General features: G+C 72.7%; 23 protein-coding genes, 1 tRNA gene and 1 pseudogene. 10 read left to right on the plus strand and 15 right to left on the minus strand.

Annotated features, from left to right (window positions below; translation table 11 throughout):
• Positions 1-14: 14 nt before the first annotated feature.
• A complete protein-coding gene (locus tag ACIPUC_RS25300) occupies positions 15-431 on the minus strand; it encodes a hypothetical protein (RefSeq protein WP_069921294.1) in 417 nt (138 codons plus the stop codon).
• Between the two features lie 185 nt (positions 432-616).
• A complete protein-coding gene (locus ACIPUC_RS25305; RefSeq protein WP_446592380.1) occupies positions 617-1,705 on the minus strand; it encodes an ABC transporter ATP-binding protein in 1,089 nt (362 codons plus the stop codon).
• A gap of 212 nt (positions 1,706-1,917) precedes the next feature.
• On the opposite strand from ACIPUC_RS25305, the gene ACIPUC_RS25310 reads away from it, so the two are divergent.
• Positions 1,918-1,992: transfer RNA gene (locus ACIPUC_RS25310), tRNA-Thr, on the plus strand.
• Between the two features lie 78 nt (positions 1,993-2,070).
• Here the strand turns inward: ACIPUC_RS25310 and ACIPUC_RS25315 are convergent.
• The gene (locus ACIPUC_RS25315) at positions 2,071-3,453 is read right to left on the minus strand and encodes an NAD(P)/FAD-dependent oxidoreductase (RefSeq protein ID WP_446592382.1); all 1,383 of its coding nucleotides are present in this window, start codon (positions 3,451-3,453) and stop codon (positions 2,071-2,073) included.
• 119 nt (positions 3,454-3,572) lie between these two features.
• On the opposite strand from ACIPUC_RS25315, the gene ACIPUC_RS25320 reads away from it, so the two are divergent.
• Both ACIPUC_RS25320 and ACIPUC_RS25325 read left to right on the plus strand, forming a co-directional pair.
• On the plus strand, positions 3,573-4,508 hold the full coding sequence (locus ACIPUC_RS25320; protein WP_446592384.1) for an aminoglycoside phosphotransferase family protein: 936 nt from the start codon (positions 3,573-3,575) through the stop codon (positions 4,506-4,508).
• 43 nt (positions 4,509-4,551) lie between these two features.
• Positions 4,552-5,028: an N-acetyltransferase family protein gene (locus ACIPUC_RS25325; protein ID WP_446592386.1), complete on the plus strand. Its 477-nt coding sequence runs from the start codon at positions 4,552-4,554 to the stop codon at positions 5,026-5,028.
• 21 nt (positions 5,029-5,049) lie between these two features.
• Here the strand turns inward: ACIPUC_RS25325 and ACIPUC_RS25330 are convergent, their stop codons facing one another.
• From ACIPUC_RS25330 to ACIPUC_RS25340, 3 genes are all read right to left on the minus strand, one after another.
• Positions 5,050-5,901, minus strand: coding sequence for an RNA polymerase sigma-70 factor (locus tag ACIPUC_RS25330; RefSeq protein WP_446592387.1), 852 nt, complete (start codon positions 5,899-5,901; stop codon positions 5,050-5,052).
• A complete protein-coding gene (locus tag ACIPUC_RS25335) occupies positions 5,898-6,458 on the minus strand; it encodes a carboxymuconolactone decarboxylase family protein (RefSeq protein ID WP_446592388.1) in 561 nt (186 codons plus the stop codon). The genes ACIPUC_RS25330 and ACIPUC_RS25335 overlap by 4 nt, the downstream gene beginning before the upstream one ends.
• Before the next feature lie 103 nt (positions 6,459-6,561).
• Entirely contained in the window at positions 6,562-7,554 is a 993-nt protein-coding gene (locus ACIPUC_RS25340) for a zinc-binding dehydrogenase (RefSeq protein WP_446592660.1), read from the minus strand.
• 94 nt (positions 7,555-7,648) lie between these two features.
• Between ACIPUC_RS25340 and ACIPUC_RS25345 the strand changes: the two are divergent.
• A pseudogene (locus tag ACIPUC_RS25345) lies at positions 7,649-8,355 on the plus strand (pentapeptide repeat-containing protein).
• 3 nt (positions 8,356-8,358) lie between these two features.
• Here the strand turns inward: ACIPUC_RS25345 and ACIPUC_RS25350 are convergent.
• The 3 genes from ACIPUC_RS25350 to ACIPUC_RS25360 form a co-directional block, all read right to left on the minus strand.
• On the minus strand, positions 8,359-8,862 hold the full coding sequence (locus tag ACIPUC_RS25350; protein WP_446592389.1) for a hypothetical protein: 504 nt from the start codon (positions 8,860-8,862) through the stop codon (positions 8,359-8,361).
• Positions 8,863-8,945: 83 nt separating this feature from the next.
• Positions 8,946-9,569: a response regulator gene (locus ACIPUC_RS25355; protein WP_446592390.1), complete on the minus strand. Its 624-nt coding sequence runs from the start codon at positions 9,567-9,569 to the stop codon at positions 8,946-8,948.
• A complete protein-coding gene (locus ACIPUC_RS25360) occupies positions 9,566-10,816 on the minus strand; it encodes a sensor histidine kinase (protein ID WP_446592391.1) in 1,251 nt (416 codons plus the stop codon). The genes ACIPUC_RS25355 and ACIPUC_RS25360 overlap by 4 nt, the downstream gene beginning before the upstream one ends.
• A gap of 276 nt (positions 10,817-11,092) precedes the next feature.
• Between ACIPUC_RS25360 and ACIPUC_RS25365 the strand changes: the two genes are divergently transcribed.
• Complete coding sequence (locus ACIPUC_RS25365) at positions 11,093-11,650, plus strand: GlcG/HbpS family heme-binding protein (protein ID WP_446592392.1); 558 nt, start codon at positions 11,093-11,095, stop codon at positions 11,648-11,650.
• A gap of 72 nt (positions 11,651-11,722) precedes the next feature.
• Complete coding sequence (locus ACIPUC_RS25370) at positions 11,723-13,135, plus strand: M1 family metallopeptidase (RefSeq protein WP_446592393.1); 1,413 nt, start codon at positions 11,723-11,725, stop codon at positions 13,133-13,135.
• Here ACIPUC_RS25370 and ACIPUC_RS25375 read toward each other — a convergent pair.
• Both ACIPUC_RS25375 and ACIPUC_RS25380 read right to left on the minus strand, forming a co-directional pair.
• Entirely contained in the window at positions 13,132-13,692 is a 561-nt protein-coding gene (locus ACIPUC_RS25375; RefSeq protein WP_446592395.1) for a GNAT family N-acetyltransferase, read from the minus strand. The two genes, ACIPUC_RS25370 and ACIPUC_RS25375, sit on opposite strands and share 4 nt — an antisense overlap.
• Before the next feature lie 93 nt (positions 13,693-13,785).
• Positions 13,786-14,361: a TerD family protein gene (locus ACIPUC_RS25380; protein WP_030718836.1), complete on the minus strand. Its 576-nt coding sequence runs from the start codon at positions 14,359-14,361 to the stop codon at positions 13,786-13,788.
• 159 nt (positions 14,362-14,520) lie between these two features.
• Here ACIPUC_RS25380 and arfB point away from each other — a divergent pair, with 159 nt between their 5' ends.
• Positions 14,521-14,946: an alternative ribosome rescue aminoacyl-tRNA hydrolase ArfB gene (gene arfB / locus ACIPUC_RS25385; protein ID WP_446592396.1), complete on the plus strand. Its 426-nt coding sequence runs from the start codon at positions 14,521-14,523 to the stop codon at positions 14,944-14,946.
• A 66-nt stretch (positions 14,947-15,012) separates the two neighbouring features.
• Here arfB and ACIPUC_RS25390 read toward each other — a convergent pair whose 3' ends face one another.
• Positions 15,013-15,594 (minus strand): flavin reductase family protein, encoded by a 582-nt coding sequence (locus tag ACIPUC_RS25390; protein ID WP_446592397.1) that lies wholly within the window; start codon positions 15,592-15,594, stop codon positions 15,013-15,015.
• A 303-nt stretch (positions 15,595-15,897) separates the two neighbouring features.
• On the opposite strand from ACIPUC_RS25390, the gene cdgB reads away from it, so the two are divergent.
• A complete protein-coding gene (gene cdgB, locus ACIPUC_RS25395) occupies positions 15,898-17,649 on the plus strand; it encodes a diguanylate cyclase CdgB (protein WP_446592398.1) in 1,752 nt (583 codons plus the stop codon).
• 68 nt (positions 17,650-17,717) lie between these two features.
• On the plus strand, positions 17,718-18,749 hold the full coding sequence (locus ACIPUC_RS25400) for a CBM35 domain-containing protein (protein WP_446592399.1): 1,032 nt from the start codon (positions 17,718-17,720) through the stop codon (positions 18,747-18,749).
• 4 nt (positions 18,750-18,753) lie between these two features.
• Here the strand turns inward: ACIPUC_RS25400 and ACIPUC_RS25405 are convergent, their stop codons facing one another.
• The 3 genes from ACIPUC_RS25405 to ACIPUC_RS25415 form a co-directional block, all read right to left on the minus strand.
• Positions 18,754-19,677 (minus strand): 1-phosphofructokinase family hexose kinase, encoded by a 924-nt coding sequence (locus ACIPUC_RS25405; protein WP_446592400.1) that lies wholly within the window; start codon positions 19,675-19,677, stop codon positions 18,754-18,756.
• Between the two features lie 100 nt (positions 19,678-19,777).
• Positions 19,778-20,935 (minus strand): N-acetylglucosamine-6-phosphate deacetylase, encoded by a 1,158-nt coding sequence (gene nagA / locus ACIPUC_RS25410; RefSeq protein ID WP_446592402.1) that lies wholly within the window; start codon positions 20,933-20,935, stop codon positions 19,778-19,780.
• A complete protein-coding gene (locus ACIPUC_RS25415) occupies positions 20,935-21,867 on the minus strand; it encodes an ROK family protein (RefSeq protein WP_446592661.1) in 933 nt (310 codons plus the stop codon). The genes nagA and ACIPUC_RS25415 overlap by 1 nt, the downstream gene beginning before the upstream one ends.
• Before the next feature lie 166 nt (positions 21,868-22,033).
• On the opposite strand from ACIPUC_RS25415, the gene ACIPUC_RS25420 reads away from it, so the two are divergent.
• A complete protein-coding gene (locus tag ACIPUC_RS25420) occupies positions 22,034-23,335 on the plus strand; it encodes an ABC transporter substrate-binding protein (protein ID WP_446592404.1) in 1,302 nt (433 codons plus the stop codon).
• Positions 23,336-23,370 lie beyond the last annotated feature (35 nt).

Here is a 23,370-nt window from a genome sequence, read left to right on the forward strand (position 1 = left end):
GGACGCGGCGCGCCTCAGCCCATGGAGGCGACACCCGACGCGTACGAGGTGTCGCACACCGGACGGGCGAAGGACTGCGCCTTCGTCGGACCGTACGCGTCGACCGCGGCCCGGCCCAGCGCCCGCGCGATCCCCACGCAGTGCGCCGCCAGCGACGGCCGCTTGTCCACCTCCTGCTGGAGGTGCGTGAGCACGTCACCCGGCTCCTTGCCCTGCTGGATCTCGCCGACGAGCGTGTCGCGCAGCACTTCGTGCGGCGCGGGGCGCGGCTTGGCGGGGACGGAGACGTCCTCGGCGGAGGCGGTCAGGATCTGGGAGGAGGACGTGTCCGCCCAGGGGACCATGGTGACCGCGAGGGTCCCGGACAGGACCAGGACGACGGGCAGGACCAGGGCGAGGGAACGGCCGATACGGCGGGCAGTGTGGGTCACGAGGGCGAGAGTAGCGCTCGGTGAAGATTTGGCGACATTCAGTCACCCGGTCGGGGGATGGTTCGACGTGGCTTTTCGAATTAAGGGTTGACGGATCGGGCCGAATGGACCGCTCTGCCGGGGTTCTTGCACGACGAAGGGGCGCCCCCGGCGGGGGCGCCCCTTCAACATCCCGCTGCGGCCGACTAGTCGGAGAGCCGCTCGCCGGAGGAGGTCGAGAACACGTGGATCTCGCCGGCCCGGGGCACGACGTGCAGGCTCGAGCCCTTCTCGGGCACCTGGCGGCCGTTCACGCGGACCACGAGGTCCTGCGCGCCGTCGGCCTTGTCGGTGGAGCCGTACACGTAGCCGTCCGCGCCGAGCTCCTCGACCACGTTCACGACGATCGTCAGACCGCCGCTCTCGGCGATGTCGAAGTGCTCCGGACGCACGCCCACCGTGACGGTGCGGTCACCCGCGTCGGCCGCGGCCGACAGCGCCTCGCGCGACACCGGCACCACGCTCTCGCCGAACTTCACGCCGCCGTCGGTGATCGGGACCTCGACCAGGTTCATGGCCGGGGAGCCGATGAAGCCCGCGACGAACAGGTTCGCCGGGCGGTCGTACATGTTGCGCGGCGTGTCGACCTGCTGCAGCAGCCCGTCCTTCAGGACGGCCACGCGGTCGCCCATGGTCATGGCCTCGACCTGGTCGTGGGTGACGTAGACGGTCGTGATGCCGAGGTCGCGCTGGAGCGCCGCGATCTGCGTACGCGTGGACACGCGGAGCTTGGCGTCGAGGTTCGACAGCGGCTCGTCCATGAGGAAGACCTGCGGCTTGCGCACGATGGCCCGGCCCATGGCGACGCGCTGGCGCTGGCCGCCGGAGAGCGCCTTCGGCTTGCGGTCGAGGTACTGGGTCAGGTCCAGCATCTTCGCCGCGTCCTCCACCTTCCTGCGGATGGTGGCCTTGTCCTCACCGGCGATCTTGAGCGCGAAGCCCATGTTGTCGGCGACGGACATGTGCGGGTAGAGCGCGTAGTTCTGGAACACCATCGCGATGTCCCGGTCCTTGGGCGGCAGGTGCGTGACGTCGCGCTCACCGATGCGGATGGCGCCGCCGTTGACGTCCTCCAGGCCCGCGAGCATGCGCAGCGAGGTGGACTTGCCGCAGCCGGAGGGGCCGACGAGGACGAGGAACTCGCCGTCCTCGATCTCCAGCTCCAGCTGGTCGACGGCGGGCTTGTCGCCGCCGGGGTACAGACGGGTCGCCTTGTCGAAAGTGACAGAAGCCATGGGTGATGAATCCCTTCTACCGGCAGGAACGTGCCGGACGATCCGAGTGGAAGGTCTAGTCCAGTCGCCTGGACTCCGCTCGACGCTACCCGCCCGCCCGCGTCCTGTCAGCACCCCGCGGGCATCGATTCACAACGTGATGGCTTCGGGAATCGCCCGCTGTGTAGAGTGAAGCCGCTCCGTGCGCGCGGAAATCCGGCGCGTGAGTGCATGCCTCCTTAGCTCAGTCCGGCCAGAGCACCGCACTTGTAATGCGTAGGTCGTCGGTTCGAATCCGACAGGGGGCCCGGGAAAGGCCAGGCCACATGATGTGTGGCCTGGCCTTAGTTTTTTAGGGCCAGGCGGGCGGAGTGCCGGGCGTCCTGTCAGTGGCGGCCCGAGATGTGGTCGGCCAGGCGGGCCAGGGGGGTCGTCGTCGGGGTGTGGCTGGTCGTTTCGTGGCGGTCCGCCCGGCGGTAGGCGGCGTACAGGGCCTGGACGCCGAGCCAGCGGAAGGGTTCCGGCTCCCAGCGGCGGACGCGGTGGCCCACCCAGGGGAGGGTGGTCAGGTCCGTGGTGTCGCCGAGGACCAGGTCGCGCAGGGTGCGGCCCGCGAGGTTGGCGGTGGCGACGCCGGAGCCGACGTAGCCGCCCGCCCAGCCCAGGCCGGTGGCGGCGTCCAGGGTGACGGTGGCGCACCAGTCCCGCGGCACGCCGAGGACCCCCGACCAGGCGTGGGTGATCTCCGTACCGGTGAGCACCGGGAAGAAGGAGAAGAGCAGGTCGCGCAGCGACGCGATGGTGGCCGGCTGGGTGCGCCCGTCGTTGTCCGTGCGCGAACCGAAGCGGTACGGGACCCCGCGGCCGCCGATCGCGATGCGGCCGTCCGCGGTGCGCTGGGCGTACATGTAGGCGTGGGCCATGTCCCCCAGGAGCGCCGAGTCCGACCAGGACAGCTGCTGCCACGTCGATTCCGGGATCGGGGCGGTCACGATCATCGAGGAGTTCATCGGGAGCCACGCGCGCTTCTGGCCCTTGAGGGCGGCGGTGAAGCCCTCCGTGCAGCGCAGTACGTACGGGGCGCGGACCGTGCCGTAGGGGGTGACGGTCTGGCGCGGGGCGATCTCGGTCACCGGGGTGGACTCGTGGATCACCACGCCCAGCCGTTCGCAGGCGGCGGCCAGGCCCCTGGCCAGTTTCAGCGGGTGGATGCGGGCGCCGTGCGGGCTCCAGCTGGAGCCGACGGCGTCGGCGATGTCGATGCGGGCCCGGGTGGCGGTGGCGTCGTGGAGCTCGCGGTCGGTCTCGCCGAAGGCGAGTTCGGCGGCGTGGAAGGCCTTGAGGCGGGTGAGCTGGGCGGGGGTGCGGGCCACTTCGAGGACGCCGCCGCGGTGGATGTCCGCGTCGATCTCCTCCTTGGCGGCCACGTCGATGACCTCGGTGACCGTGTCGTTCATGGCCTGCTGGAGGCGCTGGGCGGCCTGGTGGCCGTGGAGCGCGGCGTAGCGGTCGCGGCCGGCGATGCCGTTGTAGAGCCAGCCGCCGTTGCGGCCGGAGGCCCCGTAGCCGCAGAACTTCTGCTCCAGGACGGTGACGCGGAGATCGGGGGCGGCGGTCTTCAGGTAGTAGGCGGTCCACAGGCCGGTGTAGCCCCCGCCCACGATGACGACGTCGGCCGTGGCGTCGGCGGTGAGGGGCGCGCGCGGTGGGGTGGCGGGGGCGGTGCGGTCGGTCGCGTACCAGAAGGAGATGCCGCCGTTGATCGTCATGGGGGAGTTGGTACACGCCGTTCCGGTGGTGCGTCCAGGGACTGGTTGTCGTGTTTCGGGGAGGGATGCCGGACCGGATGGTCGGTGTGGGACGGGTGGCGGGGTCGTAGGGTCGGCTCGTGGTGGACATCGCGGAGATCCCGGACGGTCTCGTCCAGGCGCAGATCAGGTGGAACGGCGACGCGGGGCGCGAGTTCATCGCCGCCCTGCCGGCGCGCGCGGCGCGCTTCCTGGAGCAGTGGGAGCTGCGGCGCACGGGGCCGGTGATGCACGGGGTGACGGCGCTGGTGCTGCCGGTGGTGCGGGCCGACGGGAGCGCGGCGGCGCTGAAGCTGCCGCAGGTGGACGAGGAGAGCGCCGGGGAGCCGGCCGCGCTGCGCGCGTGGGCCGGGCAGGGCGCCGTACGGCTGCTGGAGCACGACGGGGAGACGGGCACGCTGCTGCTGGAACGGCTGGACGAGGGGCGGCACTTGTCGGCGCTCGCGGAGCGGGATGCGCGCCGTGCGGTCCAGGTCGTCGGTGAGCTGCTGGCACGGCTGACGGCGGTCCCGGCGCCGGCCGGGATGCGCGGGCTCGGCGCGATGGCCGCCGGGATGCTGGACGACGTGCCGGAGGCGCTCGGGCAGGTGGCGGACGTGCGGGAGCGGCGGCTGCTCGCGGCGTGCGCGGCGGCGGTGGCGGAGGTCGCCGGGGAGCCGGGGGACCGGCTGCTGCACTGGGACCTGCACTACGACAACGTGCTCGCGGCGGGCCGGGAGCCGTGGCTGGCGATCGACCCGAAGCCGCTGTCCGGCGACCCGGGGTTCGAGCTGCTGCCGGCGATCGTGAACAACTTCCGCGTGCAGGAGGTGCGGTGGCGCTTCGACCTGCTGACGGAGGTGGTGGGACTGGATCGCGACCGGGCGAGGGCGTGGACGCTGGGCCGGGTGCTGCAGAACTGCCTGTGGGACCTCGAGGACGGGGAGGAGCGGCTGGACGCGGAGCAGGTGGCGGTGGCGCAGGAGCTGCTGGGCCCGCGCCCGCTGAACCAGGCCGGGTGCGGAGCTGCGTCCTGACCGGGCCGCGTGCGCCGGCGGGACGGCCGTTTAGGGTGCGGGGATGATCCGGAATGCTGAAGCCGCCGATGTTCCCGTCATCCGGGCGATGATCCGCGAGCTCGCGGAGTACGAGAAGGTCCCGCACGAGGCGCGTGCGACCGAGGAGCAGTTGCGGGAGGCGCTGTTCGGGGAGCGGCCTGCGGCGTTCGCGCACATCGCGGAGTCGGCGCAGGGCGAGGCCGTCGGCTTCTCGGTGTGGTTCCTCAACTTCTCGACGTGGCGCGGCGTGCACGGCATCTACCTGGAGGACCTGTACGTCCGCCCGTCCGCCCGCGGCGGAGGCCACGGCAAGGCGCTGCTGCGGGAGTTGGCCCGGATGTGCGTGGAGCGGGGGTACGGCCGGCTGGAGTGGTCGGTCCTCGACTGGAACGCGCCCGCGATCGACTTCTACCGGTCGGTGGGTGCGGTGCCCATGGACGGGTGGACCGTGAACCGCCTCACGGACGACGCGCTGCGGGAGCTGGCCGCAGCGCGGTGACGTGCGCCGGAGTCCGGCGGGTCAGGCCAGGTGGCGGAGCTTGTCGGGGTTGCGGATGACCCGGATCTCGGTGATCCGGCCGTTCTCGACCTCCACGCAGGCGACGGTGTCCGGTTTTCCGGCCGTGGTGAGCAGCAGGCCCGGGCAGCCGTTGACGTCGACGGCCGTGAGGTGCGGGTTGTCCATCGGCTGGGCGAGTACGGCCGCGAGGAAGCGGGCCACGTTTTCGGCGCCGTGCAGCGGGCGCAGGGCTGCCTTGACCTTTCCGCCGCCGTCGTTCCATGCGGTGACGTCGGGGGCGAGCAGTTCCAGCATGCGGTTCAGGTCGCCTCCGAGGCACGCGGCGAGGAATTCGTCGGTGACCTGGCGCCTCACCTCGGCGGGGGTCGCGTAGCGCGGCTGACGGGCCCGGACGTGCGACTTGGCCCGGGAGCCGACTTGGCGTACCGCGGTCTCGGTGCGGTCGAGCGTCTCGGCGATCTCCCGGTAGGAGAAGCCGAAGACCTCCTTGAGTACGAAGACCGCCCGCTCCAGCGGTGAGAGGCTCTCCAGCACCACCAGCATGGCGAGCGAGACCGACTCGGCCACTTCCATGTCCCCGGTGGCGTCCGGCACGGTGACCAGCGGCTCGGGCAGCCAGGGGCCGACGTACTGCTCGCGCTTGGCGGCCGCCGAAGTCAGCCGGTTGAGCGCGAGGTTGGTGATCGTACGGGCCAGGTAGCCGCCCGGGTTGTCGACCTGGCCGGATACCTGGCTGCAGCGGAGCCAGGTGTCCTGGACCAGGTCCTCGGCGTCCGCGACGCTGGCGAGCATCCGGTAGGCGATGCCGAAGAGCATCGGTCGGTGCTGTTCGAAGTCGGCGATTTCGATCACGTACGCGACGGTACCTCGCAGGCTTCGGAGAAGCCCTGGCTGGTCAGGCCGAAGGCGCTGTTCATCCGGGAGCGCCAGTTCTCCAGGGCGACCGTGGCGGTGAGTTCCACGAAGGCGGCTTCGCCCAGCCGCCGGAGCAGCGCTTCGGCGAGCGCGTCGGTGACGCCCGGCTCGGTTTCGGTCATGGCCTCGGCGTACTCCATGACCTGGAGTTCCAGCTCGGTGAAGGCCTCGCGGTGGTCCCGCCACTGCGGCACCTGGGAGATCTTGTCGAGCGGCAGGCCGAGTTCGCTGCCTTCCCAATGGCCGAAGTCCATGCACCAGGAGCAGTTGATCCGGGCGGCGGTGGCCATGACGGCGAGATGCCGCAGGGCCGGGTCGAGCGCGTTCCACTTGGCGACGGAGCGCTCCAGCTTGACGTACGTGAGCAGGACCTTCGGGTTGTGGCCGATCGCGAGCCCGGGGTCGAGGACCTCGCCGTACATCCGCCGGGAGTACCAGGAGCCGATGCGGTTCAGCAGGGTGCGGGGCGGGGTGAGCGAGATGCGGGCGGTCATGTCGGGCCTCCAGGCTTCCGGTGGATGTGTCCGGTGGGTGGTTCTGGAGGTAGGACAGGACAGCTCCCGGGAAAGTGACATGGGGGCCCTGTCGCGGGGCGGTTCACGGCTCGAGTACGACCTTGCCCGTGGTCGCGCGGGATTCCAGGGCGTGGTGGGCGGCCGCGGCCTCGGCGAGGGGGACGCGGTGGAGGGCCGGGCGCAGGCGGCCGGTGGCGGCTTCGGCGAGGGCGCGGGTCTCCAGGACGCGGAGGGGGTCGGGGGCGCCGACGGCCTCGAGCATGGCGGGGCCGAGGACGGTGCGGGTGGTGATGGAGCGGGCGGTGAGGTCGGCGCGTTCGGCGTCGGTGAGCGTGAGCGGGCCCTCGGACCAGCCGAAGACGAGGTGGCGGGCGCCGGGGGCGAGCAGGCCGAGGGCGGTGCGGGCGGTGTCGCCGCCGACGGAGTCGAAGAAGTGGGTCGCGCCGCCGGGGTACTGGGCGCGTACGGCGTCCGCCCAGCCGGGGGCCGTGTAGTCGAGGGCGAGGTGGGCGCCGTTGGAGGCGGCGAGGGCGGTTTTGGCGGGGCCGCCGGCCAGGGCGATGACGGTGGCGCCGGCGTTCCTGGCGTACTGGACGAGCAGGGTGCCGATGCCGCCCGCGGCGGCGGGGATCAGGACGGTGGAGGCGGGGCCGAGGTCGGCGAACTGGAGGATGCCGAGCGCGGTGCGGCCGGTGCCGATCACGGCCACGGCCTGGGCGGGGTCGAGCCCGTCGGGGACGGTGTGCAGGCGCTCGGCGTCGGCGACGGCGTACTCGGCGTAGCCGCCGGGCGCGAAGCCGAGGTGGACGACGACCCGGCGGCCGAGCCAGGCGGGGTCGGTGCCCGGGCCGAGGGCGTCGACGGTGCCGGCGACCTCGCGGCCGGGGATCGTCGGAAGGTCGGGCAGCGCGGGGGCGGGGCCCCGGACACCCTGGCGCAGGACGGTGTCGAGGAGGTGGACCCCGGCGGCGGCCACGGCGATGCGGACCTGGCCGGGGGCGGGTACCGGGGTGGGGACGGCCTCGTACGCGAGGTTCTCGGCGGGGCCGAAGGCGTGGAGGCGGACGGCGTTCATGTGCGCGGTCGAGTGAGTGGGCATAGGGCAAGCCTCGGACCTCGAGCGTGGTTGAGGTCAAGGGTTTGTCGGTGGGGTGGGCCACGATGGGGCGATGGCGTGCAAACGGCAGCAGGAGACGGTGAAGGCGGCGCGGCGGCCGGAGGTGCGGCTGCCGGAGCCGGTGGTGTGGGAGGGGGGTGAGCTGGAGCCGGACGGGGATTACGACGGGCTGGAGTTCGCGGACCTGGACCTGGCGGGTCAGGAGGGGACCGGGGCCCGTTTCATGGATTGCGCGGTGCGGCGGTGTGTGCTGGACGGGGCGGGGCTGGCGAAGGCGCGGATCCTGGACTCGGTGCTGGACGGCGTCCGGGGGGTGGGGACCGACCTGTCGGAGGCCTCGCTGCGGGACGTGGAACTGGTGGATGCCCGGCTGGGCGGGGTGCGGATGCACGGGGCGGTGCTGGAGAGGGTGGTGGTGCGCGGGGGCAAGATCGACTACCTGAACCTGCGCGGGGCCCGGCTGCGGGACGTGGTCTTCGAGGGGTGCGTGCTCGTGGAGCCGGACTTCGCGGGGGCGGTGCTGGTGGGGGTCCCCCCACGCCCCCAGGGCGTAGGGGGAAGGTGGAGTTCCGGGACTGTGTGCTCCGCGGGGCGGACTTCTCCGGGGTGCGGATGTCCGACGTGGACCTGCGGGCTGCTGCCGAGCTGGGGATCGCGCGCGGGGTGGACGCGCTGGCGGGGGCGGTGATCAGCCCGGCGCAGCTGTTCGACCTGGCCCCGGCGCTGGCAGCGCAGCTGGGGCTGCGGGTGCTGCCGTAGGGGCTATGCCGGGACGCGGGGGAAGCGGGACTGGAGCATCCAGACGGCCGGGTTGTCGGCGAGGCCCTCGTGCATGTCGACGAGGTCCGCGATGAGGTCGTGGAGGAAGTCGCGGGCCTCGCGGCGCAGCAGCCGGTGGCTGAAGGTAAGCGGGTCCTCGTCGCCCGGCATCCAGTCGGCCTCGATGTCGACCCAGCCGAAGCGGCGCTCGAAGAGCATGCGGTCCGTGGACTCGGTGAAGTCGATCTCGGCGTACTGGCGGTGGGCGGAGCGGTTGCCGCGCGGGTCCTGGTCCAGCTGCTCGACGATGTCGCACAGGGCCCAGGCGAAGTCCAGTACCGGCACCCATCCCCAGGCTGTGGACACTTCCCGGTCCTTGTCGGTGTCCGCGAGGTAGACGTCCCCGCAGAACAGGTCGTGGCGCAGGGTGTGGACGTCCGCCGAGCGGTAGTCGGTCTGCGGGGGGTCCGGGAAGCGCCGGGAGAGGGAGTAGCCGATGTCGAGCACGTACCCGATGGTGTCACGGTCCGGGGCCGCCCCCGTCCCCGGCGGTGCGAGGGGCGCGACGGGCGAGGCGGGCGAGGGGCGCGTCAGGACGGCAGGAGGCGCTGCTCCTTGGCGACCGAGACCGCGCCGGCGCGGGTGTCGACGCCGAGCTTGTCGTAGATGCGGCCCAGGTGGGTCTTGACGGTGGCCTCGCTGATGAACAGCGCGCGGGCGATGTCGCGGTTGCCCAGGCCACGGGCCAGCTGGCCCAGGATGTCCAGCTCGCGGTCGGTCAGGGTGGGGCGGGTGCCCCGCATGTGGGCCATGACGCGGCTGGCCACCGGCGGGGAGAGGGTGGTGCGGCCCTGCGCGGCCGAGTGGATCGCGGCGAACAGCTCCTCGGGGCGTTCCGCCTTCAGGAGGTAGCCGGTCGCGCCCGCGCCGATGGCCCGGGTGATGTCCGCGTCCGTGTCGTACGTGGTGAGGACCAGGACGTGCGGGTGGTCGGGGGTGGCGGTGATGCGTCGGGTCGCCTCGACGCCGTCGATGCCCTCGCCCAGCTGGAGGTCCATCAGGACCACGTCGGGGCGGAGTTTCGCGGCCAGGGCGACGGCCTCCTCGCCGCTGCCCGCTTCGCCGAGCACCTCGATGTCGGGCTCGCTGCCGAGCAGGGCCAGGAGTCCGGCGCGGACCACGACGTGGTCGTCGCAGAGCAGGATCGTCGTCATGGGGCCGGCTCCAGGGGGATGGCCGCGGAGAGGACGGTGCCCTCGCCCGGCGTGGATTCGATGGTCAGGGCGCCGCCGAGCTGGCGGACGCGGGCCCGCATGGCGGGCAGGCCGTGGCCGCGTTCGGCGGCGTCGGTACGGGGCTCGGTGAAGCCGTGGCCGTCGTCGGCGATGTCCAGGACGACCTGGTCGCCGAGGAAGCTGAGCGTGAGGGCGGCCGTGCGGGCACCGGAGTGCTCGCGGATGTTGGCGAGGGCTCCTTGAGCGATGCGCAGCAGGGCCGACTGGACGCGGTCGGGGAGCGGGGCCGGGCCGCCCTCGAGGTGGAAGCGGACCTCGATGTCCGGGCCGGCGTCCAGGGCGCGCAGGGCGTCGGCGAGGCCGGCGCCGTCGGCGAGCTCGGCCGGGGCCAGGTCGTGGACGAGGCGGCGGGCCTCGGCGAGGCCGCGCGCCGCGATGCCGGTGGCGGTACGGACGTGCGCGCGGGCGGTGCCGGGGTCGGTGTCCCAGGTGCGGTCGGCGGCCTGGAGCAGCATCTGCTGGCTGGAGAGGTTCTGCGCGAGGGTGTCGTGGATCTCCATGGACAGCCGCTGGCGTTCGGCGAGGGTGCCCTCGCGGCGTTCGGTGGCGGCCAGTTCCCGGCGGGTGCGGATCAGGTCGTCGATCAGCGCGCGCTGGGCCTGGGCCTGGCGTTCCATGTGGACGAAGACGGCGGTGGCGAGGGCGGCCACGGCGGGCGGGGCGAGGAGCAGGTTGGGGTCGAAGGACCCGGCCAGCTTCAGCTGGGCGATGACGACGAAGACGGTGAGGAGGGCGACGAGGACGATCGCGGCGCGTGGGGGGAGGGTGCGCAGGGCGGTGAAGAAGAGCGGTACGGCGCACCAGGCGAAGCTCGGCGCGAGGACGACGAGGACCACCCAGGTGGCGACGACGAGGCCGAGCCAGAGCAGCCGGCCGGGGGGCTGGGCGGGCGTGCGGGTGCCGGTGCCCGTGCCGGTGGCTGTGCCGGGCGGCGGTGGGGTGCCGCCCAGGGCGGGGCCGAGGACGTACAGCAGGGCCAGGGTGATGCTGAGGGCGATGATCCACGGGGTGCGGGGTTCGCCCGGGTGGCGGAGGAGGAAGCGGACCACGGAGGCGCCGAGGAGGAGGAAGAACGCGGTGTGGGCGACCGTGGCCAGGGTGCGGGTGTCCTTGTTCCGCGGGGTCTGGCTCACGGGGTGCTCCTGGGTCGGGGGGCGTGCGTCCATTGTCGGCCGCGGCGCCGCTGCCGGGGCTCCGCCCCGGCCCCCGCTGGATCGGCCTTGGTGGAGCTGCGGCGCCGTGCTCGTGCCGTGGGGTCTGACCAGCCAATACCGCCGCGGAGCGGTGCCGCATCGACCGATCGGATGACCCCCGGGTCAACCGGTGCGGTGGGCCGGGGAGAGCCGGTACGGGGACGGGGTGGCGGGGGGTTCGGGCTCAGGCTTGGAGCAGGGGCCGACCGCCCCGATGCCGTCACCGTGTCACCGTTCTCAGGAGCAGAGATGAACACCCGCACCCGCGTTCTCACCGGTACCGCCCTCGCCGTCGCGCTGGGCGCCGGGACCTTCGGTGCCGTCAGCGCCAGCGCCAGCCCCGCCGCCAACTCCGCCCCGGCCGCGGCCGCCGCGAAGAAGAGCGAGGTGAGCGACAAGAACTTCACCACCACGACCCACCTCACCGTCGACGCCGCCACCCGCGCCGCCCAGGCCGCGCTGCAGGCCGCCCAGGCCGAGAACCAGAAGGTGACGGTCGCGGTCGTGGACCGCAACGGCAACACCATCGTCACCCTGCGCGGCGACGGCGCGGGCCCGCAGTCCTACGAGTCGGCCGAGCGCAAGGCCTTCACCGCCGTGTCCTGGAACGCCCCGACCTCGGTGCTCGTGGGCCGCCTGGCCCAGGCCCCGAACCTGAAGGACATCCCCGGCACCCTCTTCCTCGGCGGCGGCACCCCGGTCCAGGCGAACGGCGCCCCGATCGCCGGCATCGGCGTGGCCGGCGCCCCGAGCGGCGACCTGGACGAGAAGTACGCCAAGGCCGGCGTCGACGCGCTCGCCAAGTAGCCCGCCCAGTGGCCCGCCGAGCAGCCCGCCGGTCCACCGGTCCGCGTCGGCGGCCCGCCTAGGATCGAGCGCGTGGAACACCGTGCGCTCTCCCGCCTGGCCGCCCCTGCCGCTGCCGCCCTGCTCGCCCTCACCACGGCGTGTACGGGCGACACGGTGCAGGGGCGGCCGGGCGCGTCGGGGCTGCGCGACCCGTACTTCCCCAAGGCGGGCAACGGCGGTTACCAGGTCGAGCACTACGCGCTGGACCTCGACTACGACCCCGCCGACGGGCAGCTGCACGGCACCGCCGTGATCACCGCCCGCGCCGGGCAGGGGCTCAGCTCCTTCAACCTCGACCTCAGCGGCCTGAAGGTCGAGGACGTCACCGTCCAGGGCGAGGGGGCCCGGTACAACCGGACCGGCAACGAGCTGACCGTGCGCCCGGCCGAAGACCTGGAGCGGGGCGAGGTCTTCCGTACGGAGATCGACTACTCCGGCCGGCCGAAGGCCCTCACGGACGCGGACGGCGCCAGGGAGGGCTGGATCACCACCGCGGACGGCGCCGTGGGCGTCGGCGAGCCGGTGGGGTCGATGACCTGGTTCCCGGGCAACCACCACCCCAGCGACAAGGCCGCGTACGACATCACGATCACGGTGCCGAAGGGCTACGAGGCCGTGTCGAACGGCGAGTTGCGCGCGCGGACCCCGCAGGCCGACGGGAGCACGGCGTTCGCGTGGCACAGCGCGGAGCCGATGGCGAGCTATCTGGCGACCGCCGTCGTCGGCAGGTACCGGGTGGAGACCGGGCGGACCCCGTCCGGCGTGGCCCTGTACCAGGCGGTGGCGCCCGCGGAGGCGGCGGCGAGCGCGGAGGACCTCGCGCGGCTGCCGGAGATGGTCGAGTGGGGCGCCGGCCGGTTCGGTCCGTACCCCTTCACCACCGCCGGGGCGATCGTGCTGCCCGCCGGGACCCTCGGGTACGCCCTGGAGACGCAGACCAAGCCGGTGTTCTCCGGCGCGCCCGGCAGTGAGGAGCTCGTGCTGCACGAGCTCGCCCACCAGTGGTTCGGCAACTCGGTGTCGCCGAAGTCCTGGAAGGACATGTGGCTCAACGAGGGCTTCGCGACGTACGCGGAGTGGCTGTGGGCCGAGGACCGCGGCGGGACCACGGCGCAGCAGGAGTTCGACGCGTTCCTGGCGGGAGACACCGGGGTCGACGAGGCCGCCGACTCCGACTGGTACGCCTTCCCGCCCGCCGACCCGCCCGGTCCCGAGGACATTTCCGGGCACCCGGTGTACTACCGCGGTGCGATGGTGCTGCACCGGATCCGCCAGGAGGTCGGGGACGAGAAGTTCTTCGCGCTGGTGCGCGGCTGGGCCGCCGAGCACCGGCACGGGAACGCGAGCACGGCCGAGTTCACCGCGTACGCCGAGGAGCGCACCGGGCACGACCTGAAGAAGGTCTGGGACGTGTGGCTGTACGGGAAGGCGCGCCCCCGCTAAGGGAGTTCGGCCACCAGCGGCTTGCGCAGCACCGTGCACTCGCGGCCCCGTTCGCGGTCCTCGGCCCGGCGCACGAACCGGTAGCCCTGGGCCCGCCAGAAGGCGAGGGCCTCGGGGTTGTTCGCCAGTACGGCGAGCCGTACCCCCGTGCGTCCCGCGACGCGGAAGCGGTCCTCGACCAGGCCGGCCACGGTGCGGCCGTATCCCTCGCGGTGCGCGGTGGCGTCGATGAGCAGCAGGCCGATCCACGGGTCCGGGTCCTCGGCGGCCGGGTCGCCGGAAGCGGGGGCGCCGGAAGCGGGGTCGCGCGGGTGGGCCAGGGTGGCGGCCAGGCCGACGAGCCGGCCGGCGGAGCGGGCGAGGAGGACCTCGGCGCCGTCGTGGGCGAGTTCGTCGGCGAGGGCGGCCGCGACCTGTTCGACCGTGATGCGGTCCGGGTCGGGGAAGTCGCCGCTGAGTTCGAAGAACGCGTGGTTCGTCGCGTACAGGGCGGCGATCTCGGTGAGGACCGGACCGGGCAGGTCGCCGTCCACGGGGACGAGCGGTTGAAGAATCACCCGTCGAACGGTAGCGAAGCCCCCTCCCCGGACGGCCGGGAGGGGGCTTCACCGTAAATCCGCCGGTCTCGGACCGTCGGAGTCAGGCCTTCATCAGACGTTGACGCCGAAGTCCTGCGCGATGCCGGTGAGGCCGGAGGCGTAGCCCTGGCCGACCGCGCGGAACTTCCACTCGGCGCCGTTGCGGTACAGCTCGCCGAAGACCATGGCGGTCTCGGTCGCCGCGTCCTCGGAGAGGTCGTAGCGGGCGATCTCGGCGCCGCCGGCCTGGTTCACGACGCGGATGTACGCGTTGCGGACCTGGCCGAAGTTCTGGCTGCGGGCCTCGGCGTCGTAGATGGAGACCGGGAAGACGATCTTGTCGACGTCGGCGGGGAGCCCGGCGAGGTTGACGTTGATGGCCTCGTCGTCGCCCGCGCCCTCGCCGGTGCGGTTGTCACCGGTGTGGACGATGGTCTGGTCCGGGGTCGACTTGTTGTTGAAGAAGACGAAGTGGCCGTCCGAGACGACCTTTCCGGTCGGGTTGACCGCGATGGCCGAGGCGTCGAGGTCGAAGTCGACACCGGTGGTCGTACGGACGTCCCAGCCGAGGCCGACCGTGACGGCAGCGAGGCCGGGGGCCTCCTTCGTGAGCGAGACGTTGCCGCCCTTGGACAGGCTGACAGCCATGGGAATGTCCCTTTCCTCATCCGACATGCACGTACAGGCGGCCAAATTACCGCTCACCCCTCTAACGCCACGAGAGGGCGGTCAAGTTCCCGGGGTGAATCCGCGCGGCCTCTTTTAATGAGGGTGACGCGGCGCGGGCGGGCACGGATCATAGGGGGCATGCCTGGTCCCTATGTCATCCGCGGTTCGGTCGTGCTCCCCGAGGGCGAGCTCGCCTGGCGTTTCTCGCGGTCGTCGGGGCCCGGCGGACAACACGTGAACACCTCGGACTCGCGCGTGGAGCTGCTGTTCGACGTGGCGGCGACCAAGGCGCTGCCCGAGGTGTGGAAGGCGCGGGCGCTGGAGCGGCTCGCCCCCCGGCTGGTGGACGGGGTGGTGACCGTACGGGCCTCCGAGCACCGCTCGCAGTTCCGCAACCGGGAGATGGCCCTGGTCCGGCTGGCTTCGCTGCTGGCCGAGGCGACGGCGCCGCCGCCGAAGCCGCGCCGGGCGACGAAGATCCCGCGGGGGATCAACGAGCGGCGGCTGCGCGAGAAGAAGGCGCGGGCCGAGACCAAGCGCGGCCGCACCGGCCGCGACTGGTGACGCCTCGCCACCCACGGCGGGTGCGCCAGCTGCCACGGGTGGCGCCTCGCCGCCCCGGGTGACGCCTCACTGCCCCAGGTGCCGGTAGCGGCCGCGGAAGTACGTCAGCGGCTGCCCGTCGGGGGAGGGCAGGGCGGCGGTCAGGACGCGGCCGATCACCAGCGTGTGGTCGCCCGCCTCGACGCGGTTCTCCGTACGGCATTCGAGGGTGGCCAGTGCGCCGCTCAGCAGCGGGGCGCCGGAGGCCTCGCCGCGTACGCAGGGCAGGTCGGCGAAGAGCAGCCGGTCGCTGATCCGGCCCTTCATCGCGAACCGGCCGGCGACCTGGAGCTGGTGGTCGGCGAGGAGCGAGACCGCCCACAGCGGCTGCTCCGCCAGCAGGTCGTCCATCCGCGAGCCCTCGCGCAGGCTCACCAGCACCAGGGGCGGGTCCAGGGACACCGACATGAAGGCGGTCGCCGTCATGCCGACGTCCTCGCCGCGCGGGCCGTCCGCCGTCAGGGGGTTCTCGTGCGCGGTGATCAGGCACACGCCCGCCGCCAGCCGGGACATGGCGGCCCGGAACTCGTCGTTGCTCACTCCCTCAGCATGGGGGCTGACATCGGCCGAGGCGGGTAGGGGGGTGGGTCCAGGGGTCGTCTTCAGCACGCCCCGAACGCTAGTCCCGCCTCCCCGCGCGCACATCGGGCCCTGGTCCGAGTCGCGTCCCCGCCCCTTGTCCTAGGCCCCGGGCGTATCGTTTGCTCTCGGAAAGGGAGGGGAGCGCTCCCAGCCGTTTTCCCGTCCGCCAGGCACTCGTATTCATCTCATGTGACTTAAGTCACAGAGAGCAAGATTTGTTGACCCTGTGTACCTGCCGCACAGCTCACTGTGATTCAGTGGACGGGACACCGCAACGAAACGCCGATGACAAACCTGGAGTTGCTGTCGAGGTCTCGGGGAGAGCGAGCAATGGAGACCGAGTCGGAGCCGTACGTCCGTCTTGCGACCCTGCGGCAGCTGCACCGGGTGGTGGCCGAGCTCAATACGGCCCGGAGCCTGGCGGACACTCTGCAGACCGTCGTGGACGGCATCGTCGTGGGCCTCGGCTACGAACTCGCCTGTGTCAACCTCGTACGCCCGGACGGTGATCTCGTCGTCGCCGCCTTCGCCGGCGACCCCGCCGCAGAGGCCCTCATCACCGGCCGCGTCGGCTCCCGCGCCTCCTGGGAACGCCGCCTGACCATGGGTGAGAACTGGGACGGGCTCCGCTTCATCCCGCACACCGAGGGCTGGATCCTCATGGAGGACGACGTCCCCCAGTGGCACACGGAAGGCCCCGAACCGCGGTTTCGGGACGAGTGGCACCCCGAGGACCGGCTCTACGCCCCCATGTATGCGTCCGGCGGGGAACTTCTGGGTGTCATTTCGGTGGACAGACCGCGCAACGGCCGCCGGCCGGGCGCCTGGGGCCGCGAAGCGCTGCAGATGTACGCCTTCCAGGCGGCGATTGCGATCAGCAATGCCAGGCTCCGCGCGAACATGCAGCGGGCCCTGGTCCGGCTGGAGCGGGAGCAGCAGGCGCTGCGGGCCAGCGAGGAGTCCTTCCGGCAGGCCTTCGAGTACGCGCCCAGCGGCATGGCCATCGCCGAGATGGGCGGGGACCAGCACGGCCGGCTGCTGCGCACCAACGACGCGCTGTGCCGGCTGCTGGGCCGCCCGGCCTCCGTCCTGCGCCGCTACTCCTTCTCCGACCTGGTCCACCCCGAGGACATCGGCACCCTGCTGCGGACCTCCGCCGAGGGCGGGCGCGCCGAGCTGCGCCTGGGCCGGCGCGACGGCACGTATGTATGGGTCTCGCTGCGCAACTCCGTGGTCGCCGACGCGGCCGACGGGCCGCGGTTCCTGCTCACGCACGTCGAGGACATCGAGGAGCGCAAGCGCCACGAGCTCCAGCTCGCCCACCGGGCCAGCCACGACTCGCTGACCGGCCTGCCCAACAGCGCCGAGCTGCGGGCCCGGCTCGGCGCGCGGCTGTGCCGCAGACCGCAGTCCGTACGGGCCACCGCGGTCGAGGCCCTGGACGCGGCCTACGAGGGGCGTGACGGGCACGAGGTGCGGGTGGGGGCGGGTGGTGCCGGTGAGCACGGCTTTCGGCCCGACGGCCCCGGCGCCGGGCACGATCCCGGCCACGGGCCGGGCCCCGACCGGTACGGCGCGCCCGACTCCTTCGAGTTCCCCGGGGCGGCCGTGCCCGCCCAGGCGGACGGCCCGTACGACCACCACGTGCACACGGTGGCCCCCGCGACGGACGTCGACGACGGGACGAAGGGGCTCGCGGTGCTCTTCTGCGACCTCGACGGCTTCAAGTCGATCAACGACCGGTTCGGGCACCACACCGGTGACGCGGTCCTGATCGAGGTGGCCCGGCGGCTGACGACCGGCGTCAGGGACGGTGACACGGTCGCCCGGCTGGGTGGTGACGAGTTCGTCGTCCTTGCCGACGGACTCGGCGCCGCCGACGCCGCCGATCTCGCCGTCCGGCTGCGCAACGCGATCATCCCGCCGATCCGGGTGGACGGCCGTGCGGTGCGTGTCGGAGCCAGTTTCGGCATCGGCTGGGCCAGCTGCGGCATGTCGGCGGACGAGGTGCTTCGCTCCGCCGACCAGCGGATGTACATCGAGAAAAGGTCCCGCTCCAAGGCGCACCGCCGGGCCGGCTGAGGCGATCGGAAGCTCGTGAGCGCACGTGTTCGGGGTAGGCTCCCGGGGGTCGAAAGGAGTGACCTGCGATGACGACGCCCGCGAACAACGGCCCGCACGGTGGGGCGAACAAGCCCGAGGACGACGATCCGTTCGGGTATCTCTACGCGGACGGCCAGGCGGCCGGAGCCGCCCCGCCCACGTCGGGCGGTGGATACGGCTACCCGGGCCCCGCGGCCGGCGGTCATTCCGGCGCGCAGCCCGGTGTCCCCCGTACCTCCCACCACCAGGTGCGGACGGTCGGTGAGCGGACGTACGGCGGCCAGCGCGGGCCCGTCCCGCACCAGCCGAGCCCTGCGCAGCAGCCCTACCAGGCGCAGTACCAGGCCCCGGAGGCGCTCCAGGCGGGCGGCTACGGCGTTCCGCCGCAGCAGCAGCCCCCGCAGCACCAGACGCAGGCGATCTCGCACTCCGGCGGCCACGGCGGCCACGGCGGCGGCGGCTCCAGCCGCAAGGGCCTGGTGATCGCGGCGGTCGCGGTGGTCGCCGCGGTCGCGATCGGCATTGGCGCAGCCCTGGCCTTCGGCGACAAGGGCAAGGACAAGTCCGGCGACACCGCGGGCAGCGGCAACCAGCAGTCCGCCGCCCCCCAGAAGCCTTCGAGCCCCGCCCCCAGCTCCGCTCAGCCCACCGAGGCCGAGCTGCCGAAGGCGGACTTCGCGGGTGCCGGCATGTCCCTCACGGGCGGCGCCATGCTGCAGAACACCGTGCCGGGCGCGAAGAGCGCCGGCGGCCAGTACGTGGGCGGCCTGAGCGCGCTCGGCGCGGCGGCGACGTGGACCCTCGACGTGCCCAAGGCGGGCGGCTACAAGCTGAAGATGACCTACGGGGTGCCGGGCAAGGACGCCAACACCACGCTGACGATCAACGGCGAGGTGCAGACCCGGCCGGTCAACATGAAGAACTTCTCCAAGGCCGCCGAGGGCGACTGGGCCAAGGGCTGGACCAACACGTACTCGATCGTGCAGCTCAAGCAGGGCTCGAACACGATCAGGATCTCGTGCGAGGCGGGCAACCAGTGCGACGTCGTCCTCGACCAGCTCTGGCTCGAGAAGGAGTGAGGCCCTAACCGGCTTCCGTGACCTTCACCGACCCCCGTACCTCCTCGTAGGTGCGGGGGTCGAACTCTCCCGCCGTCGGGGCGAGCACCGTGGCCGCCGAGAGGGCGACCGCGCGGGTCAGCCGCTCCGGCCAGTCCAGGCCCTCCACCAGGGCCGACAGCAGCCCCGCGACGGCCGAGTCGCCGGCCCCGGTGGGGTTGCCGGCCAGGGCGCGAGGCGGGGCCGCCCGCCAGGCGCCCTCGGCGGTGGCGGCCAGCAGGCCGTCCGGGCCGAGCGAGGTGACCACGGCGTGGGCGCCCCGGCGGCGGGCGTCGCGGGTGGCCGGCAGCGGCTCGCGGGACCCCGTCAGCTCGGCGAGCTCGGCGGCGTTCGGCTTGATGATCTCGGGGCGGGCGGCGACCCCGCGGCGCAGGGCCTCGCCGCTGGTGTCCAGCAGGACGGGCACCCCGGCCGCGCGGGCGGCCCGTACGAGCACCGCGTACGCGCCCACCGGCACGCCGGGCGGCAGGCTGCCGCACAGGGCCACGGCGCGGGCCCCGGCCGCCAGCAGGTCCTCGTACCGGTCCAGGAACAGGGACCACTCCGCGGCCGTGATCAGCGGGCCGGGTTCGTTGAACTGCGTGGTGTCTCCGGAGCTCTCGTCGACCACGGCCACCGTGCGGCGCGTGGTGCCCGCGCAGGGGACCAGGGCGTCCACCACGCCCGCGGAGCGCGCGAGCAGCTCCCGTACGACGGCGCCGACCGGCCCGCCCGCGAAGCCCGTCGCGGTCACCTCGTGGCCGAGGGCGGCCAGTACGCGGGCCACGTTGACCCCCTTGCCGCCGGGGCGCTCGGTGACGGCGGCGACCCGGTGCGAGGCGTGCGGGAGCAGCCTCGGCACGCGGTAGGTGACGTCGAGCGCGGTGTTGAGCGTGACGGTCAGGATCATTGGGCTCCCCCGGGTCTGTTGCTGCCGGGATCATGCCAAAGAGAGAGCGGTCGGCCCAGTCCTGCGGGCCGACCGTCCGCGCTCTACAGCCGGTTGGCCGTCAGGCAGCCGCCGGCGGGCTGACGATCCATTCGCCGCGCCGCATGACGCCCCGGACGTCGAACTCGGCGTTCAGGACGACCAGGTCGGCGTACTTGCCGGGCTCCAGCGAGCCGATCTCGTCGTAGAGGCCGATCAGTTTGGCCGGGTTGGCGGAGATCGCCTGGACCACGGACTCCACGGGCAGCCTGTCGAGGGTGACCGAGCGCTTGAAGGCGGTGTCCAGGGTCAGCGTCGAGCCGGCGATGGAGCCGCCCTCGACGAGCCGGGCCACGCCCTCCTTGACCTCGACCTCCAGCGGACCGAGGTGGTAGGTCCCGTCTCCGAAGCCGGCCGCGTCCATCGCGTCGGTGATCAGCGCGACGCGGTGCGCGCCCGCGTGGTGGAAGGCGAGCTCGAGGGCCGCCGGGTGCAGGTGGGTGCCGTCGTTGATCAGCTCGACGGTGACCCGCTCGTCCTCCAGCAGCGCGGCGATCGGGCCGGGTTCGCGGTGCGCGAGGCCCGGCATCGCGTTGAAGAGGTGGGTGGCCACGGTCGCGCCCGCGTCGATGGCGGCGCGCGTCTGCTCGTACGTGGCGTCCGTGTGCCCGACCGCGGCGATGACCCCGTGTTCTGCCAGCAGCCGTACGGAGTCCAGGCCGCCCGGCAGTTCGGTGGCGAGGGTGAACATGCGGGCGGCGCCGTGCGCGGCGTCGATCAGCTTGCGGACCTCGGCCGGGTCGGGGTCGCGCAGCAGGTCCTCCATGTGGGCGCCCTTGCGGCAGGCGTTGATGAACGGCCCCTCGAAGTGGATGCCCGCGATCTCGCCCTGCTGGGTGAGCTCGGCGAGCAGCCCGGCGCGGCGGGCCAGTTCGTCCAGGTCGCCGGTGACGGTGGAGGCGACCAGGGTGGTGGTGCCGTGCTCGCGGTGGGTGCGGACGCCCTGGAGGACCTCCTCGGCGGTGCCGGAGGTGAACGAGGCGCCGCCGCCGCCGTGGTTGTGGATGTCGACGAAGCCGGGGACGATCCAGTGCCCGGACAGGTCCACGACCCGCGCGCCCTCCCGGGCGCTGCCGGCGATGCGGTCGCCGTCGACGATGACCCGGCCGCCCGCCACGATTCCGGTGGGCAGCACCACCCTGGCGCCGGAGAGAACGGTGCTGTGCGCGCTTCCGGACATCAGGCAGGTACCTCCGTGGCGAGTAGGTCCCAGGCGAGCAGCCCTGCGCCCAGGCATCCGGCGGTGTCCCCGAGGGCCGCCGGAACGATGTGGGGCAGCCGCTGGAACGTCACGCGCTCCTCGACGGCCGTCCGTAGTGGTGTGAACAAGGTTTCCCCCGCCTCGGCGAGCCCGCCACCGATGATCAGCGTGCGCGGATCCAGCAGGGTGATCGCGGTGACCAGGCCGTCGGCGAGGGCGCCGACGGCGGCCAGCCACACCTCGCGGGCGCGCTCGTCGCCGGATTCGACGGCCTTGGCGCAGTCGGCCGCATCGGCCTCGGGTGCGCCGCTGGCGGCGGCCCAGGCGCGGGAGACGGCGGAGGCGGAGGCGAGGGTCTCCAGGCAGCCGTGCTGGCCGCAGCCGCAGGCGGGGCCGCCGGGGCGGACCACGATGTGGCCGATCTCTCCGGCGTAGCCGTGGGCGCCGGCCTCGATGCGGCCGGCGATGCCGATGGCTCCGGCGATGCCGGTGCCCAGCGGGACGAAGAGGAAGCGGTCGGCGCCCCGGCCCGCTCCGATGCGGCCTTCGGCGAGGCCGCCCGTGCGCACGTCGTGGCCGAGGGCCACCGGGATGCCGCCGAGCCGGGCGCTGAGCAGCGCGCGCAGCGGTACGTCGCGCCAGCCCAGGTTCGCCGCGTAGACGGCGATCCCGTGCTCGGCGTCGACGATGCCGGGGACGGCGACTCCGGCCGCCGAGGCGCCCTCTCCGCAGCGCTCCCGGCCGATGGCGAGCAGCTCGGCGGCGAAGTCCTGGATCGTCTCGACGACGGCGTCGGGGCCCCGCTCGCGCCCGGTGGCGCGGCGCGCCTCGTGGAGCAGGGTGCCGTCGGCGGCGACCAGGGCGGCCTTCATCCCGGTGCCGCCCACATCGAGGGCGATGACGTGTTTCACGGGTTTCACAGGGGACAGTCTCGCGTGCTTCACGGGGAAAGGTCTAGTCCATTGAGGGGGATTGTTGAGCGGCCATACAAATTCGGGACCAAGGATGTGGACCAGCGGCCAAAGTGGTGTAGACCTTACGTGGATCGTACGTACAACAAGGGGTGGAACGAGAACTGTGAACCGCCGAAACCTGCGCCTGGCCGCGCCCGGCGCCGCACTCTTCCTGACGGCCGTGACACTGACCGGCTGCGGAACCGTCGGCGGACTCACCGGGGACAACGAGGTGACCCTGCGGGTCGTGGCGGCCGAGTACGGGGACAATCCGCAGAACTCGTCGGCCACCTACTGGAAGTCGCTCGCCGAGGACTTCGAGAAGACCAACCCGGGGATCAACGTCGAGGTCAGCGTCTACTCCTGGTCCGAGGTCGACGCCAAGGTCGCCGAGATGGTCAAGGCGGGCAAGGCCCCCGACATCGCACAGATCGGCGCGTACGCGGACTACGCGGAGGCGGGCAAGCTCTACGCGGCGGACGAGCTGCTCTCCGTCAAGACCGAGGCCGACTTCCTCGGCCCGCTCGCCGACGCGGGCAAGGTCAAGCGGATCCAGTACGGGCTGCCCTTCGTGGCCAGCACCCGGCTCCTCTTCTACAACGAGAAGCTGCTGGCCGACGCCGGGGTCGTCGCGAAGGACGCCAAGAACGGCTGGCAGCCCAAGAGCTGGGCGGAGCTGGAGGCGGCCGCCAAGAAGCTCAAGGCCGCGGGCGTTCCCACCCCCTTCGCACTGCCGCTGGGCCGCGAGGAGGCCCAGGCCGAGACGATGATGTGGATGCTGTCGGCCGGCGGCGGCTACACCGACAACGAGGAGCAGTACTCCCTCGACTCCGCCGAGAACGCCAAGGCGCTGGAGTTCCTCCGCGACAAGATGGTCGGCCAGGGCCTGACGGGGCCCGTCGAACCCGCCAAGCTGAACCGGCAGGACGCCTTCGACGCCTTCACGCGCGGCGAGGCCGGCATGCTCAACGGCCACCCGACGCTGATCAAGCAGGCGGCCGCCAAGGGCGTCAAGCTCGGCATGGTCACCATGCCGACCTCCGACGGCACCGAGCGCTCGGCGATGGGCGTCGCCGACTGGGTGATGGCCTTCAAGAACGGCCACCGCAAGGAGTCCGGGAAGTTCCTGGACCACCTGTACGAGGCGAAGAACGTGACGGCCTTCACCGGCATGTACGACCTGCTCCCGGCCACCACCACCGGCTACCGGGCCGCCCAGGCCGGTACGGGCGGGACCGCGCCGCAGCTGAAGACCTTCCTGGACGCCCTGCCGTCCTCACGGCTCTACCCGGTGGGCAAGAAGTCCTGGGCGGGCGTCAGCGAGGACATCAAGCAGAACATCGGCACGTCGGTGCAGCCGGGCGGGCAGCCGGCCAAGGTGCTGGAGGCGATCGCGGCGAAGGCGCGGGCGGCCGAGCCGAGGTGAGCGGGGCCGCCCGGCCGGTGTCGGTGGGCGGCGTT

This window comes from Streptomyces sp. LARHCF249, from assembly GCF_052871255.1.